The following is a 20,438-nucleotide window of genomic DNA, read 5'->3' on the forward strand; positions in this document are numbered from 1 at the left end:
GGTGCGACTCCTCCTCGATCTCGACGGCACCCGCTCCGACATCGACCTCGGCCGCCACCGCGACTCCGCGACACTCGGCGAGCTGATCGCCACCGCCACCGGGCACCGCCTCCCGCCCGGGACGGCCCTCGCCGTCGACACCGCCCTGCATCCTGTGGAGACCCGGCTGGCCGATCTGCTGCTGCTCGAGGGAACGCGGATCGCCCGCTCCCCCCTGCCCCGACCTGCCGCGGCCCGCGGGTGGACGGCCGTGCTGTCGGGCGGTCTCGGCGCGGGAGCCTTGGTCGAGATCCCGCGGGGCCGTGCGCTGATCGTGGGCCGCTCCCCGCACGCCGACGTCGTCCTCGACACGGCGAGCGCCTCCTGGGAGCACTTCTCGGTGACCCGCGAGGGCGACGGCCTGCGGGTGCGCGACGCCGACAGCACCAACGGCACTCTGGTCGACGGCGTCTCCGCGACCGGGGACGGGGTCCTCGTCTCCGACGCCGTGGTCGTGATCGCCGGTGGGGCGGCTCTCCGACTGCGCCCCGCGCCTCCCGAGCTCCTCGCGCCCGAGCCGGGGAGCACGGACAACGTCACCGCGACGGCGACCGTGCCCTTCAACCGGCCGCCGCGACCGGGACGTCCGGCGGCCGGCGAGGCGGTCGTCCCGCCGGCCCGCCTCGAGATCGCCTCCGCCACGACCTTCAGCGTGATCACCGTCGCCGCGCCGCTCGTCCTCGCCTTCGCGATGGTCCTCATCATGGGCGATGCGCGCTACGCCCTCTTCGCCGCGCTCAGCCCCGTGGCCGGGGTGGGCCTGTGGTTCGAGCAGCGGCACCGGCACGCCCGAGCGACCCGGTCCGAGGAGCAGCGCTACGGCGAGGCGCTGCAGACGCTCCGCGACGACATCGCCCGTTCCGCGCGTGTCGAACGGGCCCGCCTCGAGGAGGACGCGCCCGACCCGGCGACGACGATCCGCCGGGCGGCGCTGCCCGCCACGTCGCTGTGGCAGCGGCGCGCGACCTCCGCCGATGTGCTCCGCCTGCACATCGGCGTCGGCGACGTCCCGTGGTCTCCCCCGCTCGATCAGCGCGGAGTGCCGCGGCTCGAGGAGGAGGTGCGCGCGATCCTCGCGGTGAGCGTCGTCCCGAGCGCGCCCGTGTCCATCGATCTCGCGGACTCGGGCGTCGTCGGGATCGTCGGCGACCGCGAGGGCGGCCTCGCTCTGGCGAGGAGCCTGCTCTGCCAGGCGGCGGTCCACTGCGGTCCGGCCGACCTGGCGATCGGGGTGTTCTGCGACCGGCGACGCGACTCCGACTGGAGCTGGGCCTCCTGGCTCCCCCACACGCGTCTGCCCGGGGGCGGACGCCGACTCTCCGACCGGCGCGACCGCAGCTCCGAGCTCCTCCGCGCCCTCCGCGACGAGGACTCGCCGCGCGTGCTCCTGGTGCTCGACTCCGACGTGCTGACCGAGGGACGCGCCGCTCCGGCGCGCGAACTCCTCGGACTCGGCCGCGGCGAGCGCGAGGCGGCGACCCGGATCTCCGGCCTCGTCCTCGCGGCGTCGGAGGAGCAGCTCCCCGCCTCCTGCACGGTCGTCGTCCGGGTCGGAGCGGACGCCTCGGCGCTCCTCTCCCGGCCCGACGAGCGGATCACCGTCGAGGACGTGGTGCTCGCCGGTCTCGCCTCCTCCACGGCCGAGCGCTGTGCGCGCGACCTGGCGCGCTTCGAGGACCCGGAGCTCGTCACCGCGGGGGCGGCCCTCTCCGCGCTCGTGCGGCTGCCGCCGCTCCTGGGCGCCGATCGTCCGACCGCCGCGGACGTCCGGGGGTGGTGGTCGAGCGCCCGGGGCGTGCGCGCGCCCGTCGGCTCGTCCGAGCACGGTCCGCTCGTGCTCGATCTCGTCGCCGACGGCCCGCACGGCCTGGTCGGCGGCACCACGGGCTCGGGCAAGAGCGAGTTCCTGCGCTCCTTCGTGGCCGGCCTCGCGGCCTGGAACGATCCGACGCGCCTCACCTTCGTGCTCATCGACTTCAAGGGGGGTGCAGCGTTCGCGTCCTGCGAGCGGCTCCCGCACACGATCGGCACCATCAGCAACCTCGACGCCCAGCTCGCCGACCGCGCGCTGCGCTCGCTCCAGGCCGAGATGCGGCGTCGTCAGCGGCTCTTCGCCGCCGCCGGCGAGGGTGTCGACGACCTCGACGCGTACTGGGCCACCTCGCCGCCGGAGCCGATGCCGCGGCTCCTGCTCGTCGTCGACGAGTTCGCCGTTCTCGCGAAGGAGCATCCCGACGTCCTGACGTCCCTCGTGAGCGTCGCCGCGGTCGGCCGGACGCTCGGCGTGCACATGATCCTCGCCACCCAGCGTCCGGCCGGAGTGGTGAACGACGACATCCTCGCCAACACCAACCTCCGCGTCGCCCTCCGGGTGCAGAGCCGGGACGACTCCGCCGACGTGATCGGAGTCGCGAGCGCGGCCGGGATCTCCCGCTCCCAGACCGGCCGGGCGTACGTGAAGCGGGGCCAGAACGACATCTCGCCCGTCCAGACGGCGCTGGTCACCGGTCGCGCGGAGGCGGCGGCCGTCGAGGCGATCGAGGTCCGCCCGGTCGGACCCACGGGCGTCCCCGTCGAGGGCCCCTCCCCGGTCGCCGCCGACGAGACGGCCCCGACCGATCTCGACCTCCTGATCGACGCGGTGGTCGAGGCGGACGTCGCTTCGGGCTTCGGCCCTCCCCGCCCGATCTGGCCGGAGCCGCTCGAGGACACCGTGGCCCTCAGCGGGTTCGGTGCGGAGGAGTCCGACCTCGGTCGCGTCGTCGGCGACGTCCTGCACGTCGCACTCTCGGACGACCCCGACCGGCAGCGCCGGACGCCGACCGGCTGGGATCTGGGCGAGGGGAACCTGCTCCTCATCGGCATCCCCGGCAGCGGCACCAGCACGGCGCTCGCGTCGATCGCGCTGACGGCCGCCCGCCACTTCCCCCCGGACGAGCTCGACCTCTACGTCCTCGCTGCCGGTTCCCGCGACTCCGCCCCGCTTGCGCGACTCCCGCACACCGTCTCCTACGTCGGCGCAGGTGGCGGATCCCACGAGAAGCAGACCCGGTTCCTCCGTCACCTGCGCGACGAGGTGCGCCGGCGCCGAGCATCGCCCGGGGGCCACCGTCGTGCGCTGGTGCTCGTCGACGGTCTCGCCACTCTGAAGGACGAGTTCCAGGACTGGGAGGGCCTGGCTCTGATGGAGGCGTTCACCCGCGCCTACGCCGACGGACCGGAGCTCGGCCTGCACTTCGCGGTGACGAGCACCCGGGCGAGGGCGATCCCCTCGGTGATGGAGGAGGTCACGACGCAGAAGTGGCTGTTCCGCCTCGCCGACCCGCAGGACTACGCCGCCGCCGGGGTGAAGCCGGTGCAGGCGCCGGCAGCGGTGCCGGGGCGCTGCGTTCTCACCTCGTCGCTCCTGCAGACGCAGGTCGCGACTCCGAGGGCCGGTCTCGACGACGCGATCGCCGAGCTCGCGGCCGCCTGGCCGGATGCGCGCGGCAGGACGAGCACGGTCGGCACGCTTCCCGACAGGGTCGCCGTGAGCGCGCTCGGGATCGAGGCCCGCTTCGATCGCGAGCCGTGGCTGCTCCCGATCGGCCTCGGCGAGTCGGACCTCGCCCCGCTGGCGTTCCAGGTCTTCGAGGGCGAGCACGTCGTCATCGCCGGACCCGCCCGATCGGGCAAGTCGACCGTGCTGCTCGCCCTGGCCGAGGCGGCGCGGGCCGCCGGCTCGGTCGCCGTCTGGGGAGTGTGCGATCGACGCTCCCCGCTGAGGGGCGCCGACCTCGACCGACTCGCCGTGGGCGCGGAGGAACTCCGCACCCTCCTCGCGTCGCTCTCGACGGAGGAGGGCCCCGTGCTGCTCCTCCTCGACGACGCCGAGCGCTGGGACGACACCGACCAGGCGCTGATGAGGCTGGTCTCGTCGGGTCGCCCGGGACTCTGCGTCGTGCTGGCCGGCCGGTCGAGCGAGCTCCGCAGCCATTTCGGGAACTGGACGAAGAAGGCGGCGGCCTCCCGCTGCGTGCTGCTGCTCCAGCCCGACGTCGACAACGACGGCACTCTCCTCGGCGCGCAGATCCCGCGGCGCTTCCCCGTCCCGCCCACGGTGGGCCGGGGCTTCGTCAGCCTCGACGGCGAGATCCACTTCGTGCAGTCGGTCTCGCCGACGCCGGCGGACGGCGGCTGATCAGCGCCCTCGGGCGGGTGATCGCGCCTCCGCCACCGAGTCGATCGGCGCGTCCTCCTCGAGAGCGCTCCGATCACTCCGAGACGCACCGATGGAGGTGCGCGGAGGAAGGAGCGCGGAGACGACGAGCACGTCCCGCCCCCGCTCGCCGGAGCACGCAGGGGCGGGACGGCCGGTCAGCTCCCTCCGCCGGCGGCGAAGATGTTCTGCGAGATCGTCGCCAGCTGGCTGCGCAGCTCCTCGAGCTCCTGCTTGGCCTTCTCGAGGGCCGACTTCGTCTCCGGCCAGGTCGACGAGCGGAACTGCGAGGCCAGCGGACCGTCCCAGACGTTCGGATCGGACAGTGTCCGCCCCTGTGCGTCGAGGCGGCTGATCTGATCGGCGAGGCCGCCGTTGACGATCGACTGGATCTGCTGGATCGCGGACTTCGCCTCGTCGGTCGAGAGAACACGTGACATGGATCGCACCTTTCTACCCCTGCGGACGGGACCGTCCCGCCCGCTCCCCACTCCACCGTGGTTTCATGAGGATGTCTCGTCATGGTAGGAGGCGAGACCGCGCAGACGGCGCGCATGGCGTCGACGGCGCGACACTGGCGCGAGAGGTCGACTCACTCGCGAGTGGTGATCGCGAAGGGACTGCTCGAGAGGTCCGAGAACGCGCCCACTCGGGCGCGCAGCTCGCAGGACGGAGTCACCGTGAGGGCGGTCACCGTCAGCCCGTCGGACGACACGGCGACCGCGCCGCTGCAGCCGTCGCTGAACCGCACGCCCTCCACTCCGCCCGCGATCGCGTCGAGCATGCTGCTCGCCGGCGCGGACGACGGCGTCGCCAGCAGGGGATTCACGGGGTCCGCCCCGCTCGGCCAGACCGGCACCAGCGTCACCGGCAGCGGGGTCCGGCCGACCGTCCGCGCGGGAGTCTCGATCCGCACATCCCGCAGCCGCTGCACGGGATACGCCGTCCCGGTGACCGCAGGGTCGGCCACCGCCTGTGCCGTCGCTGATGCGGCCGCCGCGAGCCACCCGTCCAGGGCGCTCTGCTCGGCCACCGCGATCGGCACGGTCGCCGTGACGTCGACGATCCCCTGCGCCGGGACGTGCAGGTCCGTCAGGCTCCAACCGCAGCCGACCCCGACTCCGGTGACGCTCGGCCGGTTGCGCACCGCCGTCACTCCGGACCAGCTGGCCGCGGGGCACGCCGCCGCGGCGTCCGGGCCCGGCAGCACCTCGAGGAAGGACCCCGAGAGGGGCGCGCTCTGGGCGGAGTAGGAGATCTCGACGACCACGGCCCGTCGCTCCGCGTCCCAGGTGGCCGATCGCGTCACTCCGAGGCCCGTCGGCAGCGGCCGGTCCTGCTGCCGGGCCGACAGGTCGGCATCCGGTGCCGAGGCCCGTGCTCCGCCGCCGCGCGGCTGGACGGCGAGGAGCACCGCCCCGATGAGCAGGACGCCGGCGCCGAGGGCGGCGAGGATCATCCGCAGACGTCCGCCGCGCCCCCGCCGAGCTGGAGCCTCGAACGGCCGTTCCGCCAGGCGCAGCTCGCGGCGCGGCACCGGGCGGAGCACGGTCGCCTGCGACGACGGGCCGAGCTCGGGAGCGGGCCCCTCCTCCACCGGCTCCGACGACATCTCCACCGCCATCCCGCGGAGGACCGTGCCCGGGCGCTCGGCCTCCTCGAACTCCGCCGCGCCCGCCGCGCGCGGCAGCGCCGGCAGCCCGGCCAGCGCCGGGGAGAGGCGTCGCAGGATCCCCGCCGCCTCCGCAGCCGTCGGCCGCGACGCCGGATCCTTCGCGAGCATCCGGTCCAGGAGCGACGCGAGCCGCGGCGGCAGATCCAGCGGCGGCGGGAGCATCGCGACGTGCCGGTAGGCGACCGCGACATCGGCGCCGGGGCCGGCGAACGGGGTCCGGCCGCACAGCAGCTCGTAGAGCAGGATCCCCGTCGAGTAGACGTCGCTCGGCGGGCCGGCCGCTCCGGTGGCGAGCATCTCGGGCGAGAGGTACTCCGGCGTCCCGATGACACCCGTCGTCGCGCGCGGCCCCTCGGCGACCACGTGAGCGATGCCGAAGTCGGAGACGCGGACGGCGGAGCCCGCATCGTCCGCACCCTCCGCGAGCAGGACGTTGTCGGGCTTCACGTCCCGGTGGACCGTGCCGATCGCATGCGCGGCGGCGAGAGCGTCGAGGATCGAGGCCGCCACGGGCAGCGCATCGACCGCCGGGAGGGTGCCCTCGTCCCGCAGCAGCTCCCGCAGCGGTCCACCGCCGACGAGCTCCATCACGATCCCGAGCGTCTCCCCCTCCACGACGAGGTCGAGCACCTCCACGACGTGCGGGTGCCGCAGACGGGTGAGCACCGACCTCTCACGGACGAACCGCTCGACCAGGCCCGCGTCGTGCACGTGCTCACCGCGGAGGAGCTTCGCCGCGCGGTCCGGCCCCTGCGCGTCGGCGACGCGCCACACCTCGCCCGCGGCACCCGAGCCGATCCGCTCGAGCAGGCGGTAGCGCGCCCCTAGCGGATCCCCGGCACTCCTCGCCATGCCGCCTCCCGATCCGAGCTTCCGTCATCTTCGAGAGGAAACATAGCGGAGACCGCTCGGGCGGATCAGCGGTGGCGCATCGGCCTGATCAGAACCCCTCGTTGGCGCGCGGTGCGTAGTCGGCGCCCAGCGCCTCCAGCTCGTCGGCGGTCAGCTCCACGTCCAGCGACGCGACCGCATCGTCGAGGTGGTGGAGCTTCGTGGCTCCGACGATCGGAGCGGTGACCGCCTCCTGCTGCCGGACCCAGGCGAGCGCCACCTGCGCACGGGGCACGCCGCGCTGCTCGGCGATGCGTGCGACGGTCGCGACGGTCCGCCGGTCGGCCTCCTCCTGCTGGCGGTAGAGGGTGCCGCCGAAGACGTCGGTCTCGGTGCGCGCCGTGGTCTCGTCCCAGTCGCGGGTGAGCCGGCCCCGGGCGAGCGGCGACCACGGGATCACGCCGACTCCCTGGTCGACGCAGAAGGGGTGCAGCTCGCGCTCGTCCTCGCGCTGGATCAGGTTGTACTGGTCCTGCATCGAGACGAACCGCGTCCAGCCGCCCAGATCCGCGGTGTACTGCGCCTTCGCGAACTGCCACGCCCACATGCTCGAGGCGCCGATGTAGCGCGCCCTGCCCGAGCGGACGACGTCGTGGAGCGTCTCCATCGTCTCCTCGATCGGCGTCTCGGGGTCCCAGCGGTGGATCTGGTAGAGGTCGACGTAGTCCGTGCCGAGACGCCGGAGGCTGTCGTCGATCGCGCTGAGGATGTGCCGCCGCGAGAGGCCGCCGCCGTTGGGGCCGGGGCGCATCCGCCCGTGGACCTTCGTGGCGATCACGACCTCCTCGCGGACCGCGAAGTCCGCGAGCGCCCGGCCGACGAACTCCTCGCTCGTGCCGTCGGAGTAGACGTCCGCCGTGTCGAACGTGGTGACGCCGAGCTCCAGCGCCCGCCGGAGGAAGGTCCGCGACTCCTCCTCGCCCATGCTCCAGCCGTGGGCACCGCGGTCGGGAGCGCCGAAGCTCATGCAGCCGAGGACGATCGAGGAGATCTGCAGGCCGCTGGAGCCGAGTCGGGTGGAGTCCATGCGCGTCGCTTCCGTGTCGAGGAGGGGGTCCCTCCAGCGTCGCACCCGCGAGCGGCGGCGCGCCAGCCGTCCGGCTACACGGCCGGATCGCGACGAGTGGCGGCGACCACGCTCGGGAGGAACAGCGCGACGACGGCCACCGCGGCCGGCGCCAGCAGCGCCCAGCCGATGTCGGGCACGGCGTACTGGCCCTGGAAGGCGCCGAGCGCCACGGCCATCATCACCAGCTGGATCGTCAGCGCCGACGCGCGCATCCAGCCTCGCCGTCGCACGGCGCCGAGCGTCGTCGCGGCGGCCCAGCACACGGCGATCAGCGCGAGGACGACGATCGCGATCCCGCCGCCGACCGTATCGGCCCGGGTCGTCAGCAGCTCGAGCACGAGCCACGCCGCGACCCCGGCGACGGCGAGCGTCTCGAGGGCCAGGACCGCGATCAGCACCACCAGACCGAGCGGCCGGGAGGCGGTCGGGCGGGGTCCGCGGGACCCGTTCGCGTCAGCGGTCACAGGCACATCCCATCCAGGACTCTTGATTCGGGCTCATCCCCGTGACAGGCTAGTCCAGTTCGTTTCACCGCTCACAGGGTCGTGGGTTTCCGCCGATGTGAACATCCGATCCCGCCGCGCCGTCAGGCACGGGGGCGAGCCGGATGACCAGCACTGGAGCCGGGTGGCCGACGCAGTGCTCGCGCATCGCGTCGAGTGCGCCGGCAAGAACCGAGCGTTCTCCCGTCCACCACCCCGATCCACCCCGCGCTCCAGCACGGGGCCTCGTGGCGTGCGCCGGTGAGGGCGCGGAGGTCGAGTACTGGTCGGGATCGTCGGCGTGGATCGATCATCCCACCCGAACACTGCGTGGTTCCTCCACGCACGCCTTCACACAAGGAGCACCCGCATGGACTGGCGCGACAAGGCCGCTTGCCTCACCGCAGACCCCGAGCTTTTCTTCCCGGTCGGCAACACCGGCCCGGCCGTGGACCAGATCGAGAAGGCGAAGTCGGTGTGCGCACGCTGCACCGTCACCGAGGTCTGCCTCCAGTACGCCCTCGAGACCGGCCAGGACTCGGGCGTGTGGGGCGGCCTCAGCGAGGACGAGCGTCGCGCCCTGAAGCGCCGCGCCGCCCGCGCACGCCGCGCCTCCTAGGCGCACGAGCCGCTCGGCGGCACGAACGACCCCGACCCCCGTCGCCTCTCGGCAGCGGGGGTCGCGTCGTCTCCGGCTTCAGGAGCGGGCGCGCTCCAGCCACCGCAGCGGCACCTCGATGGTGACCTCGGTGCCGCGCCCGACCAGCGTGTGCCAGTCGATGGTGCCGCCGAGCTCGCCCTGGATGAGCGTGCGCACGATCTGCGTGCCCAGACCCGATCCGACCTTGCCCTCCGGCAGCCCGACGCCCGTGTCGCGCACCTTCACCGTGAGCTCGTCATCGCTGCGCGAGGCGACGATCTCCACGTCGCCCTCCCGTCCGGCCAGGCCGTGCTCGACGGCGTTGGTGACCAGCTCGGTCAGGGCGAGGGCGAGCGGAGTCGCGTACTCGCTGGGCAGGTTGCCGAAGCTCCCCGTCAGCTTCGGGTGCACCGTGGTGTTGTGGGTCGAGGCGACCTCGGCGATCAGCAGCAGCACCCGGTCGAAGACCGCGTCGAAGTCGACGTTCTGGTTCAGCCCCTCCGAGAGCGTGTCGTGCACGACCGCGATGGCGGCGACGCGGCGCATCGCCTGCGTGAGCGCCTCCCGGGCGAGGTCGGAGTGGGTGCGCCTGGCCTGGATCCGCAGCAGCGAGGCCACGGTCTGCAGGTTGTTCTTCACGCGGTGGTGGATCTCGCGGATCGTCGCGTCCTTGGTGATGAGCTCCCGCTCCTGGTGGCGCAGCTCCGTCACGTCGCGGCACAGGACGACGGCGCCGACCCGCTCGCCGCGGTCGCGGATCGGGATCGCGCGCAGCGACACCGTCACTCCGCGGGCCTCGATGTCGGTGCGCCACGGCGCCCGGCCGGTCACGACCAGCGGGAGCGACTCGTCGATGACGACCTTCCCCGCGATCAGCTTCGTGGTGACCTCGGCGAGCGACTCCCCCTCGAGCTCGTCGGCGAAGCCGATGCGGTTGAACGCCGAGAGGGCGTTGGGGCTCGCGAACGTGGTGACGCCGTCGACGTCCAGGCGGATCAGTCCGTCGGACGCGCGCGGCGCCCCGCGACGAGGACCGGTCGGCGCGCCCAGGTCCGGGAAGTCGCCCGAGGCGATCATCGAGAAGAGGTCGTTCGCGCAGTCGTTGAACGTCAGCTCCTGCCGGCTCGGCGTGCGCGTCTCGCTGAGGTTGGTGTGGCGCGTGACGACCGCGATGGGGCGGTCCGTCGTGCCGCCGTCGGAGGCCCCCAGGCGGCGCAGGACGGGCACCGCGCGCACGCGGGTGGGCGTCTCCTCGAACCAGTCCGGGGCGGAGGTGTCGACGATCCGCGCGGTCTCGAACGCCTCGACGACCTGGGCGCGCCACTCCGACTTGATCCTCTGCCCGACGAAGTCGCGGTAGAAGAGCGTCGCCGCGCTGCTGGGGCGCGCGTGGGCGACGGCGACGAAGCTGTCGTCGGCCGTGGGCACCCAGAGCACGATGTCGGCGAAGGCCAGGTCGGCGAGCAGCTGCAGGTCTCCGACGAGCAGGTGCAGCCATTCGACGTCCGCTTCGTCGGATCGGCCGTGGGAGAGGACGAGGTCACTGAGGGTCGACACCCGACAAGCCTAGGGCGCGGCCGGGCGGTGCACGCCGGGCTCGCTGTCCACAGCTCGGGACGGCCGACGATTATCCACAGTCTGCGCCTCTGCACTCCATGAGCATCCCTCGACTGCTTCGATGAGGTCGTCCTCGCGTGCCGACCCAGCGCGCCCCGCCCGTCGAGCAGAGAGGTGACCCGGACCCGTGAACAGCTCGTCCTGCCCCAGGAGATCGCCGCATGAGCCTTCCCCTCCACGCCTTCGACTACCGCACCCTCCCCCTCGACCCCGAGGCGGCCGTGGAGCGGCTCACCCTCGCGGAGTTCTTCGCCCCGCAGCCTGCGACCCGCGCGGAGCTGCCCGACCCGGAGCCCCTGCTCGCCCGGCTCACGCACCTCGTGATCGAGATCCTGGAGGGCTCGCGCGAGATCGACCAGATCGCGCGGTGGCTGAGCGACGAGGTCTACCACCACCTGCAGAAGCGGGTCGTGCTCGCGGCCCGCGCCCGCAGCCTGCGGAAGCGGACGGCGCAGCGCGTCCCGTTCACGGTCGGACGGGTGATCGTCACGGAGCCGCGGGACGGCGTCGTCGAGGGAGTGGTCCTGGTGCATCACCGCGCACGGAGCCGGGCCGTCGCGATCCGGCTCGAGGGCACGGACGCCCGCTGGCGTGCCACCGCGATCAACGTGCTGTGAGGAGCGGGTCAGCGCTCCCGGGCGGCCGCACCGGCCGGGAGCACGATCTCCACTCCCTCGTCGCGCAGGGCCTCCTCGAGCTCCGGGGGCGGCGGGGCGTCGGTGACGAGATAATCCGCGCGACCGAGCTCCGCGACCTCCTCGGGGACGGCTTCACCGCCGCCGACTACGACCGCGTCGGCGGACTCCCTCCCCAGCCCGGCTCACAAGCGGTGTGCGCAGCGGTGGAGTCGACGCTCGAGGCCTGCTGCGTCCCCGGGCTCGTCCTCGAGACGGACCGGCCGACGACGATCGGCCTCGGCGACACCTTCGCCGGCGGCTTCGTCTCGGCCCTCGCGCGCGGCGAGTCCTGACGGCGGGCGAGGCGGGGTCCGAGCCTCCGCAGGAACGCCGACGGCCCCGGACACCCGCTGCTGCGGGGCCGGGGCCGTCGGCGTCGTCCGGGGAGGACTCAGCGGCGCTTGGACTGCGCGCGCCGCTCCTCGCGGTTGGCGGGGGCGTCCGAGCCGCCCGGCTTCTGGCCGAAGGCGCCGGTCGTCGGAGTCTCCTCCGCCTCGCCCTCGGGGAGCGCCTTGCGGGCCTCCTCGGCGCGGGCCTTCGCGGTGGCCGCCTGCTGCACCTGTCCGCGCTGGTCGCGGACCTCGACGCCGCCGGTGTCGCTCGGGGCCGAGTAGCTGAGCTTCTCGGCCGGAGCGACCGGCTGAGCGAGGCCCTTGGCCGCGACTCCGGCGACCTCGCCCTGCTTCTGGGTCACCTCGACCTCGAGGTTGAAGAGGAAGCCGACGGTCTCCTCGCGGATCTGCCCCATCATCTGCTGGAACAGGGCGAAGCCCTCGCGCTGGTACTCGACCAGCGGGTCGCGCTGGGCCATCGCGCGCAGGCCGATGCCGTCCTTGAGGTAGTCCATCTCGTAGAGGTGGTCGCGCCAGCGGCGGTCGATCACCGAGAGCACGACACGGCGCTCGAGCTCGCGCATGGCGGGAGAGCCCAGCTGCTCCTCGCGGCGCTGGTAGGCGAGCTGCGCGTCCGAGAGGATCTCGCGGCGCATGAACTCCTTGTTGATGCGACCGCGGCTGCCCGCCTCCTGCACCACCTCGTCGATGGTGAGGCTGATCGGGTACAGCGTCTTCAGCTCGGTCCAGAGGGCGTCGAAGTCCCAGTCGTCGCCGTTGCCGTCGCCGGTGTGCACCTCGAGGATCTCGTCGATCACGTCGACGAGGAACTTCTGGGTGCGCTCGTGCAGGTCGTCGCCCTCGAGGATGTGGCGGCGGTCCGAGTAGATCGCCTCGCGCTGGCGGTTGAGGACGTCGTCGTACTTGAGGACGTTCTTGCGGATCTCGGCGTTGCGGGCCTCGACCTGCGACTGGGCGCTGCGGATGGCGCGCGAGACGACCTTCGACTCGATGGCGATGTCGTCCGGGACGTTGCCGCGGCCCATGAGCGCCTCGGCGGCGCCGGAGTTGAACAGGCGCATGAGGTCGTCGGTGAGCGAGAGGTAGAAGCGGCTCTCCCCCGGGTCGCCCTGGCGCCCCGAGCGTCCGCGGAGCTGGTTGTCGATGCGGCGCGACTCGTGGCGCTCGGTGCCGAGCACGTAGAGGCCGCCGGCGGCCTGGACCTTCTCGGCCTCCTCGCCCACCTTCTCCTTGACGGCGGCGAAGACCTCGTCCCACGCGGCCTCGTACTCCTCCGGAGTCTCGGAGGGGTTCAGGCCCTTGGCCGTCATCTCGGAGACCGCGAGGAACTCGGCGTTGCCGCCGAGCATGATGTCGGTGCCTCGACCGGCCATGTTGGTCGCGACGGTGACGGCGCCGAGGCGGCCGGCCTGGGCGACGATGGCCGCCTCCCGCGCGTGGTTCTTGGCGTTCAGGACCTCGTGGCGCACGCCCTTCTTGGCGAGCAGGCGCGAGAGGTACTCGCTCTTCTCGACGCTGGTCGTGCCGACGAGGACCGGCTGCCCGGCCGCGTGGCGCTCCGCGATGTCCTCGACGACCTGGGCGAACTTGACCTGCTCGTTCTTGTAGACGAGGTCGGCGTTGTCGATCCGCTGCATCTTGCGGTTCGTCGGGATCGGGACGACGCCGAGCTTGTAGGTCGACATGAACTCGGCGGCCTCGGTCTCGGCCGTTCCGGTCATGCCGGAGAGCTTCGCGTAGAGGCGGAAGTAGTTCTGGAGCGTGACGGTGGCCAGGGTCTGGTTCTCGGCCTTGACCTGCACGCCCTCCTTCGCCTCGATGGCCTGGTGGATGCCCTCGTTGTAGCGGCGTCCGGCCAGGATGCGGCCGGTGTGCTCGTCGACGATCAGGACCTCGCCGTTCAGCACGACGTAGTCCTTGTCCTTCTTGAACAGCGCGCGCGCCTTGATGGCGTTGTTGAGGAACGAGATCAGCGGGGTGTTCGCCGACTCGTAGAGGTTGTCGATGCCGAGGTAGTCCTCGACCTTCTCGATGCCGGGCTCGAGGACGCCGACGGTGCGCTTCTTCTCGTCGACCTCGAAGTCCTCGCCCTCGTCGAGGCGCTTGGCGAGGTTGGCGAACTCCGCGAACCAGCGGTTCGCCTCGCCCGACGCCGGTCCGGAGATGATCAGCGGGGTGCGGGCCTCGTCGATGAGGATCGAGTCGACCTCGTCGACGATGGCGTAGAAGTGGCCGCGCTGGACCATGTCCTGCGCCTGCCACGCCATGTTGTCGCGGAGGTAGTCGAAGCCGAACTCGTTGTTCGTGCCGTAGGTGATGTCGGCCGAGTACTGCTCGCGGCGCTGCTCCGGGGTCTGGCCCGAGAGGATCACTCCGGTCGTCATGCCGAGGGCGCGGAACACGCGCCCCATCAGCTCGGACTGGTACGACGCGAGGAAGTCGTTGACCGTGACGATGTGCACGCCGCGGCTGGCGATCGCGTTGAGGTAGGCCGGGAGGGTCGCGACGAGCGTCTTGCCCTCTCCGGTCTTCATCTCGGCGATGTTGCCCAGGTGCAGGGCGGCGCCGCCCATGAGCTGCACGTCGAAGTGGCGGAGGCCGAGCGTCCGGCGCGAGGCCTCGCGGACGGCGGCGAACGCCTCCGGCAGCAGGTCGTCGAGGGACTCGCCGTTCGAGTAGCGCTCGCGCAGCTCGACGGTCTCGTTCTTCAGCTCCTCGTCGCTGAGGTGCGTGAAGTCCTCTTCGAGGGCGTTGACGGCCTTCGCGTAGTTCTCGAGGCGGCGGATGACCCGCCCCTCCCCGACGCGAAGGACCTTTTCGAGGACAGAGGCCACGGGGTACTCCAAAAAAGTAGAAGACAGGAGTCGCGCGCCGGAGCGCGGACCGCGACCAGCCTAGCCGGGGCGGGCGGCGAGCGGTCGGGGCGACGCGTCCGCCCTGGGCGGACTCCCTGCCTGGGCACGGGGAGGGCCCCGGAGCGGATGCTCCGGGGCCCGGGGTCGGATCTCAGCCGGCGGCCTGCTCGGCGAGCTCGTCGGCCTCGTCGCCGAGGCCGATGACGCCGTAGTCCCAGCCCTTGCGGCGGTAGACCACGCTCGGGCGGTTCGTGTCGGAGTCGATGAAGAGGTAGAAGTCGTGTCCGACCAGCTCCATGTAGTCGACGGCGTCGTCGACGGTCATCGAGACGGAGGCGAAGACCTTCTTGCGGATGACGACGGGGCAGTACGGCTCCTCGACCTCGTCCTCCACCGGCTCCGGCGCCTCCTGCACGGGGATGACGCCCGTGCTCAGCTGCTCCAGCACCGCCGCGTCGGCCGGCTGGATGGCGACGACGCTGAAGTCGTCGGCGGCCGCGTCGCGGAGCGAGGTCGGCCGATGCTGGCCCCGATGGACCTTCTTCCGGTCCTTCGCGCGTCTCACCCGTTCGAGCAGCCGGCCGATGGCGACGTCGAACGCCGCGTACTTGTCGGCTCCGCTCGCCTCGGCCCGGACCACGGGCCCCTTGCCGATCAGCGTCAGCTCCACGCGGTCGCCGCCGGCCGAGCCCTTGCCCTCGGCGTGCCTGCTCGCCTTGATCTCGAGTGCGAGAGCACGATCGGCGAGGTGCGCCACCTTGTCCGACTTCTCCGTCGCGTACGCGCGGAAGCGATCGGTGATGTCGATGTTGCGTCCTGTGATGTCGATGTCCATGACAACCTCCCAGTCGAGTACGGCGTGCCGCCTTTCTCCGGGGCGGACCGTTCACGCCGTGCCCCCACCGTAGACCCCGGCCACCGGATCGTCACCGGGAGTTCGTCCGGATTCTGCTGCTACGTTCCCTCCTCGTTGCGCGGTGCCGGCCAGGGCCGCCGCGGCCCGGACCGTCCCGCCGGCCGCACGCACGGCGCGCCGGAGCTCGAGCAGGGTCGCGCCGGAGGTGACCACGTCGTCGACGAGGACCACCGGCGGCCACGACGAGAGCGGACGGCGGGCGCGGAACGCCCCGTCGAGGTTGCCGCGCCGCTCGATGCGGCCGAGCCCGACCTGGTCGCGGACCATCCGCGACCGCCGGAGAGGACGCGCCGCCCGCCCTCCCGCCGCGGCGACCAGCTGCGCGACGGGATCGGCGCCCCGCCGCACGCGGCCGAGCCAGGAGCCGGGCGGGACGACCAGGATCGCGGGGCTGCCTGCGAGCGCCGCGCCGAGGGCCGGACGCAACAGCGCGCCGAGCGGGGCGAGGCAGGCCGTGCGGCCCTCCTCCTTCAGCGCGACGACGAGGCGGCGCACCGTGCCCTCGTACGGGCCACCGGTGACGACGAGGAGCGGATCGTCCGGCGGCCCGACGACGCGGGTCAGCAGGCAGGCCGAGGCGGCCGCGTCGGCCGAGCAGTCCGGACAGGGCGCCCGGCTCGTCGGCTCTCCGCAGGCGGGGCACTCCAGCGGGAGGAGGACGGCGAGGGCGTCGAGCAGGTGATCGGAGAGCATGCCTCCACGTTCGCCGTCCGGGCCGCGGCGCGGGGGTGGATCCGTCGGATCGGGACGATCCGCCTGCCCGACGCGCCTGGGGAGGAGCATCCGGAGCGCTCCGTCGTCGACAGGGCTCCTCGCCGCCGACAGGACCGGTCAGGACCCCATGCCGGTCTGCGCCGCGAGCAGCCGGATGTCCGTCGCGGTCGTCTGCCAGGCCGAGCCCCGCTGCTGCCGGAGCTCCCCGCCCTCGGCGAGGATCCGGACCTGGGTCGAGGTGTTGCCCGCGGCGATCTGGACCGTGCCCGTCGTCGTGCCGAGCGCCGTGGCGCCTCCGCCGAGCAGGTTCATCGTGACGGTGTCCTCTCCCGTCGAGCCGCGGACGACCGACACCACGTCGAGCTCGTCCGTCCAGGCCGCGGCGACCGCGGTCCCCAGAGTCGAGCGGAGGACGACCGGCTCGCCGACCGCCACCGGGTCGCCGTCCCGGGAGCGGGTGATGCCGGCCACCAGCACCGTCGCCTGCTGCCCGTCCTGGGCGAGCGCCAGCATCCGGGTGCCGTCGCGCGACACGGCGATCGAGGCGAGCGACTCGACCTCGCTCCAGGCCGTCGCGACCTGCATCGAGCGCGAGCCGTCCGCGGAGTACGCCACCAGCTGCCCGGGCGAGGCCGACGGCACCGACCAGACGTACCCGAGCGGATCGATGGACGGCGCGACGAGGCCCGACCGCGCGTCGAGGAGGACGTCGGCACCGTCGGGCTCCACGAGGCTCACGCCCGCGGCGGTGAGCACGGCGGCCGATGCGTCCGAGTCGGCCCCGCGCTGCTCGCCGAGGACCGCGGCCCGCGGCTGCAGCGCCTCGATCCGATCCGAGATCCCGAGGCCGGCCAGCCCGGAGGAGCCGAGGAATCCGAAAGCGTCGTCGGTCAGCACGAGCGGCCGGGTGTCGACGCGGGGCGAGGTCGGCAGGCCGGTGACCTCGGAGGGGACGTCGATCGGGTTCTGCTCGACCGAGAGCGCGACTCCGGTGACGTTCGAGACGTTCGCGAGGCTCCGGTTCAGCTGCAGGGCCATCAGCCGCCACTGCGCCGGATCGGCCTCGAGAGCGGCCGGGTTCAGGTCGACCACGGCGCGCTGCGACTCGACCGGGACGGTCTCGGCCGCCAGCGTCGTCCCGGTCGGGAAGGCCGACACGACGGCGGCGGAGTCCCGCAGCCACGGCGTGGGGCCGCGCAGCAGCTCGGTGACGATCGTGGTGCTGGTGGAGCTGTCGGCGCGCGAGGCGAACCAGCGCAGGTCCGGCACGAGGTACTGGTATGCGGGGTCGAAGAAGTAGAGCGCGTGCGTCGAGAAGACCTGCTCGAAGGTGGTGCGGTCGATCACCACGCCGCTCGGCGGCGCGCTGATGCGCCACTCGCCGTTCTCCTGGACGAAGCCGTAGTCGAGGGTCAGGCCGGCCGTGGTGGCGACGTCGGTGTAGACGCCGGTCGCGTCGACCTCGGCGACGGGCGTGATCGTCAGCGAGAGCGTGGATCCCGACTGCGGCGAGGCGGAGCGCTGGCCCTCGTCGACCGTCACGTGCTCGCCCGGCGTCCAGTCGGCTCCGGTGGAGAGGAACTCGCGGGCGATCTTGTAGTTGTTCTGCGGGCTCGACGCGGCGTCGATGAAGCCGGTCAGGATGTCGCGCTGCGACGCACCGACGGCGGGTCCCGACGGGAGGAAGTCGTACTGGAGGTCCTGCGGCGCGGTGTCGGGCCGTCCGACTCCGACGTCGCCGTCCCGCGGGATGCCGGCGCACCCGGCCAGCCCGAGCGCGAGCAGCGCGGCGGCCGCGACGGCGCGGAGGACGCCGCGCCTCACGGGAGCACCCCCGCGGCCCCGACCGGAGGAGCCTGCAGCGGCGGGAGGACGATCGGGCCGCTGTAGGCCTGCTCGCCCGCGTCGACCGGGGGCAGCGGGAGCGGCGAGGCCTCGATCCGCTCGCCGCGGTGGCGGGGCACGGTCAGGCGGAAGCAGGCGCCGCGATCGGGCACTGACCAGACCTGCAGCCAGCCGTGGTGCAGGGCGGTGTCCTCCTGCGCGATGGAGAGGCCGAGGCCGGTGCCGCCGAGCGTGCGGCGGCGGGACGGGTCGGCGCGCCAGAAGCGGTCGAAGACGCGCACCACCTCCTCGCTGCTCATGCCGTGCCCGTAGTCGCGCACCGCGAGGGCGACCGCGCTGGCGTTGCTGTCGACAGTGACGACGACCTCGCGGCCGTCGCCGTGCTCGATCGCGTTGCCCAGCAGGTTGCGGACGATCCGGCGGATGCGGCGCGGATCGAGGTCGGCGTCGAAGTAGCCGCCCGGGGCGGAGAGAGTGAGCCGGGAGCCGTTCGCCTCCGCGATCCCGCGCATCGCCTCGATCTCGTCGCCGGCCAGCTTCACCAGGTTGACCGGCTCGAGCTCGAGCTCGGCCGATCCCGCGTCGTGGCGGGAGATCTCGAGCAGGTCGGCGAGGAGGCTCTCGAAGCGGTCGATCTGGCTGTGCAGCAGCTCGACCGTGCGCTCGGCGACCGGGGCGAAGTCCTCGCGCTGGTCGTACAGCACGTCCCCGGCCAGCTTCATCGTCGTCAGCGGCGTCCGGAGCTCGTGCGAGACGTCCGAGACGAAGCGCTGCTGGACCTGGCTGAGCGTCGCGAGCTCGCTGATCCGGTCCTGCAGGCTGTCGGCCATGCCGTTGAACGACCGGGCGAGGGTCGCGATCACGTCCTGGCCCCGCTCGGGGATCCGCACGTCGAAGTCGCCGGCGGCGAGGCGCTGGCTCGTCTCGGCCGCGACCCGGACCGGGGCGACGACGATCCGCACGACGACCCAGCTGACCGCTCCGATCAGCAGGATGAGCAGGATCCCCGCCACGTTGAGCACCTGCTGCACGAACTGGAGCGTGCGCTCCGCGTCCGCGAGGGAGTAGCCGATGTACAGCTCGTAGCGCCCGGCCGAGCTCGGCAGCTCGAGGGTCGAGCCGACGAGGATGCCGGGCTGCTGCTGACCGGAGGCGTCGAGCGTCACCGACTGCCAGTACTGCCCGTCGGAGCCCGCCTGCACCCGCTCGCGCAGCGCGTCGCTGATCACGCCGTTCTGCAGCTCGCGGTTGTAGATGTCCTGAGGCGCCAGCGAGGACGCCTCCTGGTCGGGCGAGCGCACGACGGCGATCAGCGCGGAGGAGGAGGCGTCCCGGACGGCGGTGCGCACCGAGCTCATCACCTCCTCCATGTCCTGGCGGGTGGAGACGGTGGCGGCGTCGAGGTATCCCTGCGCGGCCCGGGTCGCGCGCGACGTGTCGCCCGTGACCTGCGTCAGCCGCGACTGGAACAGGTTGTCGCTGATGCTGTACGAGAGGTAGACGCCGGTCGAGCCGATGGCGATGCCGCTGAGCAGGACCGTGATCGCGACCGCGCGGAACTGCAGCGACGTGCGCCACACCCCGAGCACGCGGCGGGGCCACCGGCGCACGTCGGGAGCGGCGAGGCGGGGCACGGTCAGCCCGGGAGGACGGCGCCGGCGCGGTAGCCGACGCCGCGCACGGTCATCACGATGCGGGGGTCGTCCGGGTCCTTCTCGACCTTGGCGCGCAGGCGCTGGACGTGCACGTTCACGAGGCGGGTGTCGGCCTTGTAGTGGTAGCCCCAGACCTGCTCGAGCAGCATCTCGCGGGTGAAGACCTGCTGGGGCTTGGAGGCGAGGGCGAGGAGGAGGTCGAACTCGAGCGGGGTCAGGCCGATGCGCGTCTCGCCGCGGCGGACCTCGTGGCCGGCGACGTCGAGGCTCAGGTCCCCGACCTGCAGCACCGCGTTCGCGGCGGCGGTGGCGGGACGCAGGCGCGTCCTGATCCGCGCGACGAGCTCCTTGGGGTCGAACGGCTTGACCATGTAGTCGTCGGCGCCGGACTCGAGGCCCTGCACGACGTCGGAGGTGTCGGACTTGGCCGTCAGCATGATGACGGGGACGCCGGACTCGGCGCGGATCGCGCGGCACACCTCGATCCCGTCGATCCCGGGCAGCATCAGGTCGAGCAGGACCAGGTCCGGCCGGGCCCGCCGGAAGGCCTCGAGGGCGCCTGAGCCGTCCGCGCAGAAGGAGACGTCGTACCCGTCGGCGCGCAGGACGATGCCGATCATCTCGGCCAGGGCGGCGTCGTCGTCGACCACCAGAATGCGCGCGCTCATCGGTCTGCTCTTCCTCGTCTCGGGTCGCGCCCGCCCACGGCGCGCACGGTGACCCGACCCAGGCTAACCGACGCACCTCTCCGCGGGCGGGGAGCGGGCTCTGCGGGCTAAGGGGGTCCGCTCGGGGGAGGACCCCGCCCGCAC

General features: G+C 72.9%; 15 protein-coding genes. 4 read left to right on the top strand and 11 right to left on the bottom strand.

Features of this window, described 5'->3' with window-relative positions; translation table 11 throughout:
* Position 1 precedes the first annotated feature (1 nt).
* The gene (locus tag C5C57_RS01285; protein ID WP_104297196.1) at positions 2 to 4,219 is read left to right on the top strand and encodes an FtsK/SpoIIIE domain-containing protein; all 4,218 of its coding nucleotides are present in this window, start codon (positions 2 to 4) and stop codon (positions 4,217 to 4,219) included.
* A gap of 176 nt (positions 4,220 to 4,395) precedes the next feature.
* Here the strand turns inward: C5C57_RS01285 and C5C57_RS01290 are convergent, their stop codons facing one another.
* From C5C57_RS01290 to C5C57_RS01305, 4 genes are all read right to left on the bottom strand, one after another.
* Positions 4,396 to 4,677, bottom strand: a complete 282-nt coding sequence (locus C5C57_RS01290) for a pyrophosphorylase (protein WP_104224124.1) — start codon at positions 4,675 to 4,677, stop codon at positions 4,396 to 4,398.
* A 152-nt stretch (positions 4,678 to 4,829) separates the two neighbouring features.
* Positions 4,830 to 6,764, bottom strand: coding sequence for a serine/threonine-protein kinase (locus C5C57_RS01295; RefSeq protein ID WP_104297197.1), 1,935 nt, complete (start codon positions 6,762 to 6,764; stop codon positions 4,830 to 4,832).
* Positions 6,765 to 6,852: 88 nt separating this feature from the next.
* Positions 6,853 to 7,830, bottom strand: coding sequence for an aldo/keto reductase (locus tag C5C57_RS01300; protein ID WP_104257096.1), 978 nt, complete (start codon positions 7,828 to 7,830; stop codon positions 6,853 to 6,855).
* Between the two features lie 74 nt (positions 7,831 to 7,904).
* Positions 7,905 to 8,336: a hypothetical protein gene (locus tag C5C57_RS01305; protein WP_104246659.1), complete on the bottom strand. Its 432-nt coding sequence runs from the start codon at positions 8,334 to 8,336 to the stop codon at positions 7,905 to 7,907.
* 388 nt (positions 8,337 to 8,724) lie between these two features.
* Here C5C57_RS01305 and C5C57_RS01310 point away from each other — a divergent pair, with 388 nt between their 5' ends.
* On the top strand, positions 8,725 to 8,973 hold the full coding sequence (locus C5C57_RS01310) for a WhiB family transcriptional regulator (RefSeq protein WP_055788231.1): 249 nt from the start codon (positions 8,725 to 8,727) through the stop codon (positions 8,971 to 8,973).
* Positions 8,974 to 9,051: 78 nt separating this feature from the next.
* Here C5C57_RS01310 and C5C57_RS01315 read toward each other — a convergent pair whose 3' ends face one another.
* Entirely contained in the window at positions 9,052 to 10,551 is a 1,500-nt protein-coding gene (locus C5C57_RS01315) for a sensor histidine kinase (RefSeq protein ID WP_104224128.1), read from the bottom strand.
* 221 nt (positions 10,552 to 10,772) lie between these two features.
* On the opposite strand from C5C57_RS01315, the gene C5C57_RS01320 reads away from it, so the two are divergent.
* Entirely contained in the window at positions 10,773 to 11,228 is a 456-nt protein-coding gene (locus C5C57_RS01320; RefSeq protein ID WP_219812326.1) for an Rv3235 family protein, read from the top strand.
* Positions 11,225 to 11,581, top strand: a complete 357-nt coding sequence (locus C5C57_RS01325; RefSeq protein ID WP_104297198.1) for a hypothetical protein — start codon at positions 11,225 to 11,227, stop codon at positions 11,579 to 11,581. Before C5C57_RS01320 ends, C5C57_RS01325 begins: the two co-directional genes overlap by 4 nt.
* A gap of 98 nt (positions 11,582 to 11,679) precedes the next feature.
* Here C5C57_RS01325 and secA read toward each other — a convergent pair whose 3' ends face one another.
* From secA to mtrA, 6 genes are all read right to left on the bottom strand, one after another.
* Positions 11,680 to 14,475 (bottom strand): preprotein translocase subunit SecA, encoded by a 2,796-nt coding sequence (gene secA, locus C5C57_RS01330; protein ID WP_104225488.1) that lies wholly within the window; start codon positions 14,473 to 14,475, stop codon positions 11,680 to 11,682.
* 172 nt (positions 14,476 to 14,647) lie between these two features.
* Positions 14,648 to 15,331, bottom strand: a complete 684-nt coding sequence (gene hpf, locus C5C57_RS01335; RefSeq protein WP_104224131.1) for a ribosome hibernation-promoting factor, HPF/YfiA family — start codon at positions 15,329 to 15,331, stop codon at positions 14,648 to 14,650.
* Positions 15,332 to 15,382: 51 nt separating this feature from the next.
* Positions 15,383 to 16,105, bottom strand: a complete 723-nt coding sequence (locus C5C57_RS01340; protein WP_104246661.1) for a ComF family protein — start codon at positions 16,103 to 16,105, stop codon at positions 15,383 to 15,385.
* Positions 16,106 to 16,243: 138 nt separating this feature from the next.
* Complete coding sequence (locus C5C57_RS17900; RefSeq protein ID WP_181069051.1) at positions 16,244 to 17,950, bottom strand: LpqB family beta-propeller domain-containing protein; 1,707 nt, start codon at positions 17,948 to 17,950, stop codon at positions 16,244 to 16,246.
* On the bottom strand, positions 17,947 to 19,605 hold the full coding sequence (mtrB, locus tag C5C57_RS01350) for an MtrAB system histidine kinase MtrB (protein ID WP_244229464.1): 1,659 nt from the start codon (positions 19,603 to 19,605) through the stop codon (positions 17,947 to 17,949). The genes C5C57_RS17900 and mtrB overlap by 4 nt, the downstream gene beginning before the upstream one ends.
* 2 nt (positions 19,606 to 19,607) lie before the next feature.
* On the bottom strand, positions 19,608 to 20,294 hold the full coding sequence (mtrA, locus tag C5C57_RS01355; RefSeq protein ID WP_104224133.1) for an MtrAB system response regulator MtrA: 687 nt from the start codon (positions 20,292 to 20,294) through the stop codon (positions 19,608 to 19,610).
* Between the last annotated feature and the right edge of the window lie 144 nt (positions 20,295 to 20,438).

The sequence above is a fragment of the Rathayibacter sp. AY1C5 genome (assembly GCF_002931705.1).
GTDB lineage: Bacteria > Actinomycetota > Actinomycetes > Actinomycetales > Microbacteriaceae > Rathayibacter.

Excerpts from the sequence above, each read along its gene's own strand:
- C5C57_RS01290 (WP_104224124.1), bottom strand. The coding sequence starts at position 4,677 with ATGTCACGTGTTCTCTCGACCGACGAGGCGAAGTCCGCGATCCAGCAG.
- C5C57_RS01295 (WP_104297197.1), bottom strand. The coding sequence starts at position 6,764 with ATGGCGAGGAGTGCCGGGGATCCGCTAGGGGCGCGCTACCGCCTGCTC.
- C5C57_RS01300 (WP_104257096.1), bottom strand. The coding sequence starts at position 7,830 with ATGGACTCCACCCGACTCGGCTCCAGCGGCCTGCAGATCTCCTCGATC.
- C5C57_RS01310 (WP_055788231.1), top strand. The coding sequence starts at position 8,725 with ATGGACTGGCGCGACAAGGCCGCTTGCCTCACCGCAGACCCCGAGCTT.
- C5C57_RS01320 (WP_219812326.1), top strand. The coding sequence starts at position 10,773 with ATGAGCCTTCCCCTCCACGCCTTCGACTACCGCACCCTCCCCCTCGAC.
- hpf (WP_104224131.1), bottom strand. The coding sequence starts at position 15,331 with ATGGACATCGACATCACAGGACGCAACATCGACATCACCGATCGCTTC.
- C5C57_RS01340 (WP_104246661.1), bottom strand. The coding sequence starts at position 16,105 with ATGCTCTCCGATCACCTGCTCGACGCCCTCGCCGTCCTCCTCCCGCTG.
- mtrA (WP_104224133.1), bottom strand. The coding sequence starts at position 20,294 with ATGAGCGCGCGCATTCTGGTGGTCGACGACGACGCCGCCCTGGCCGAG.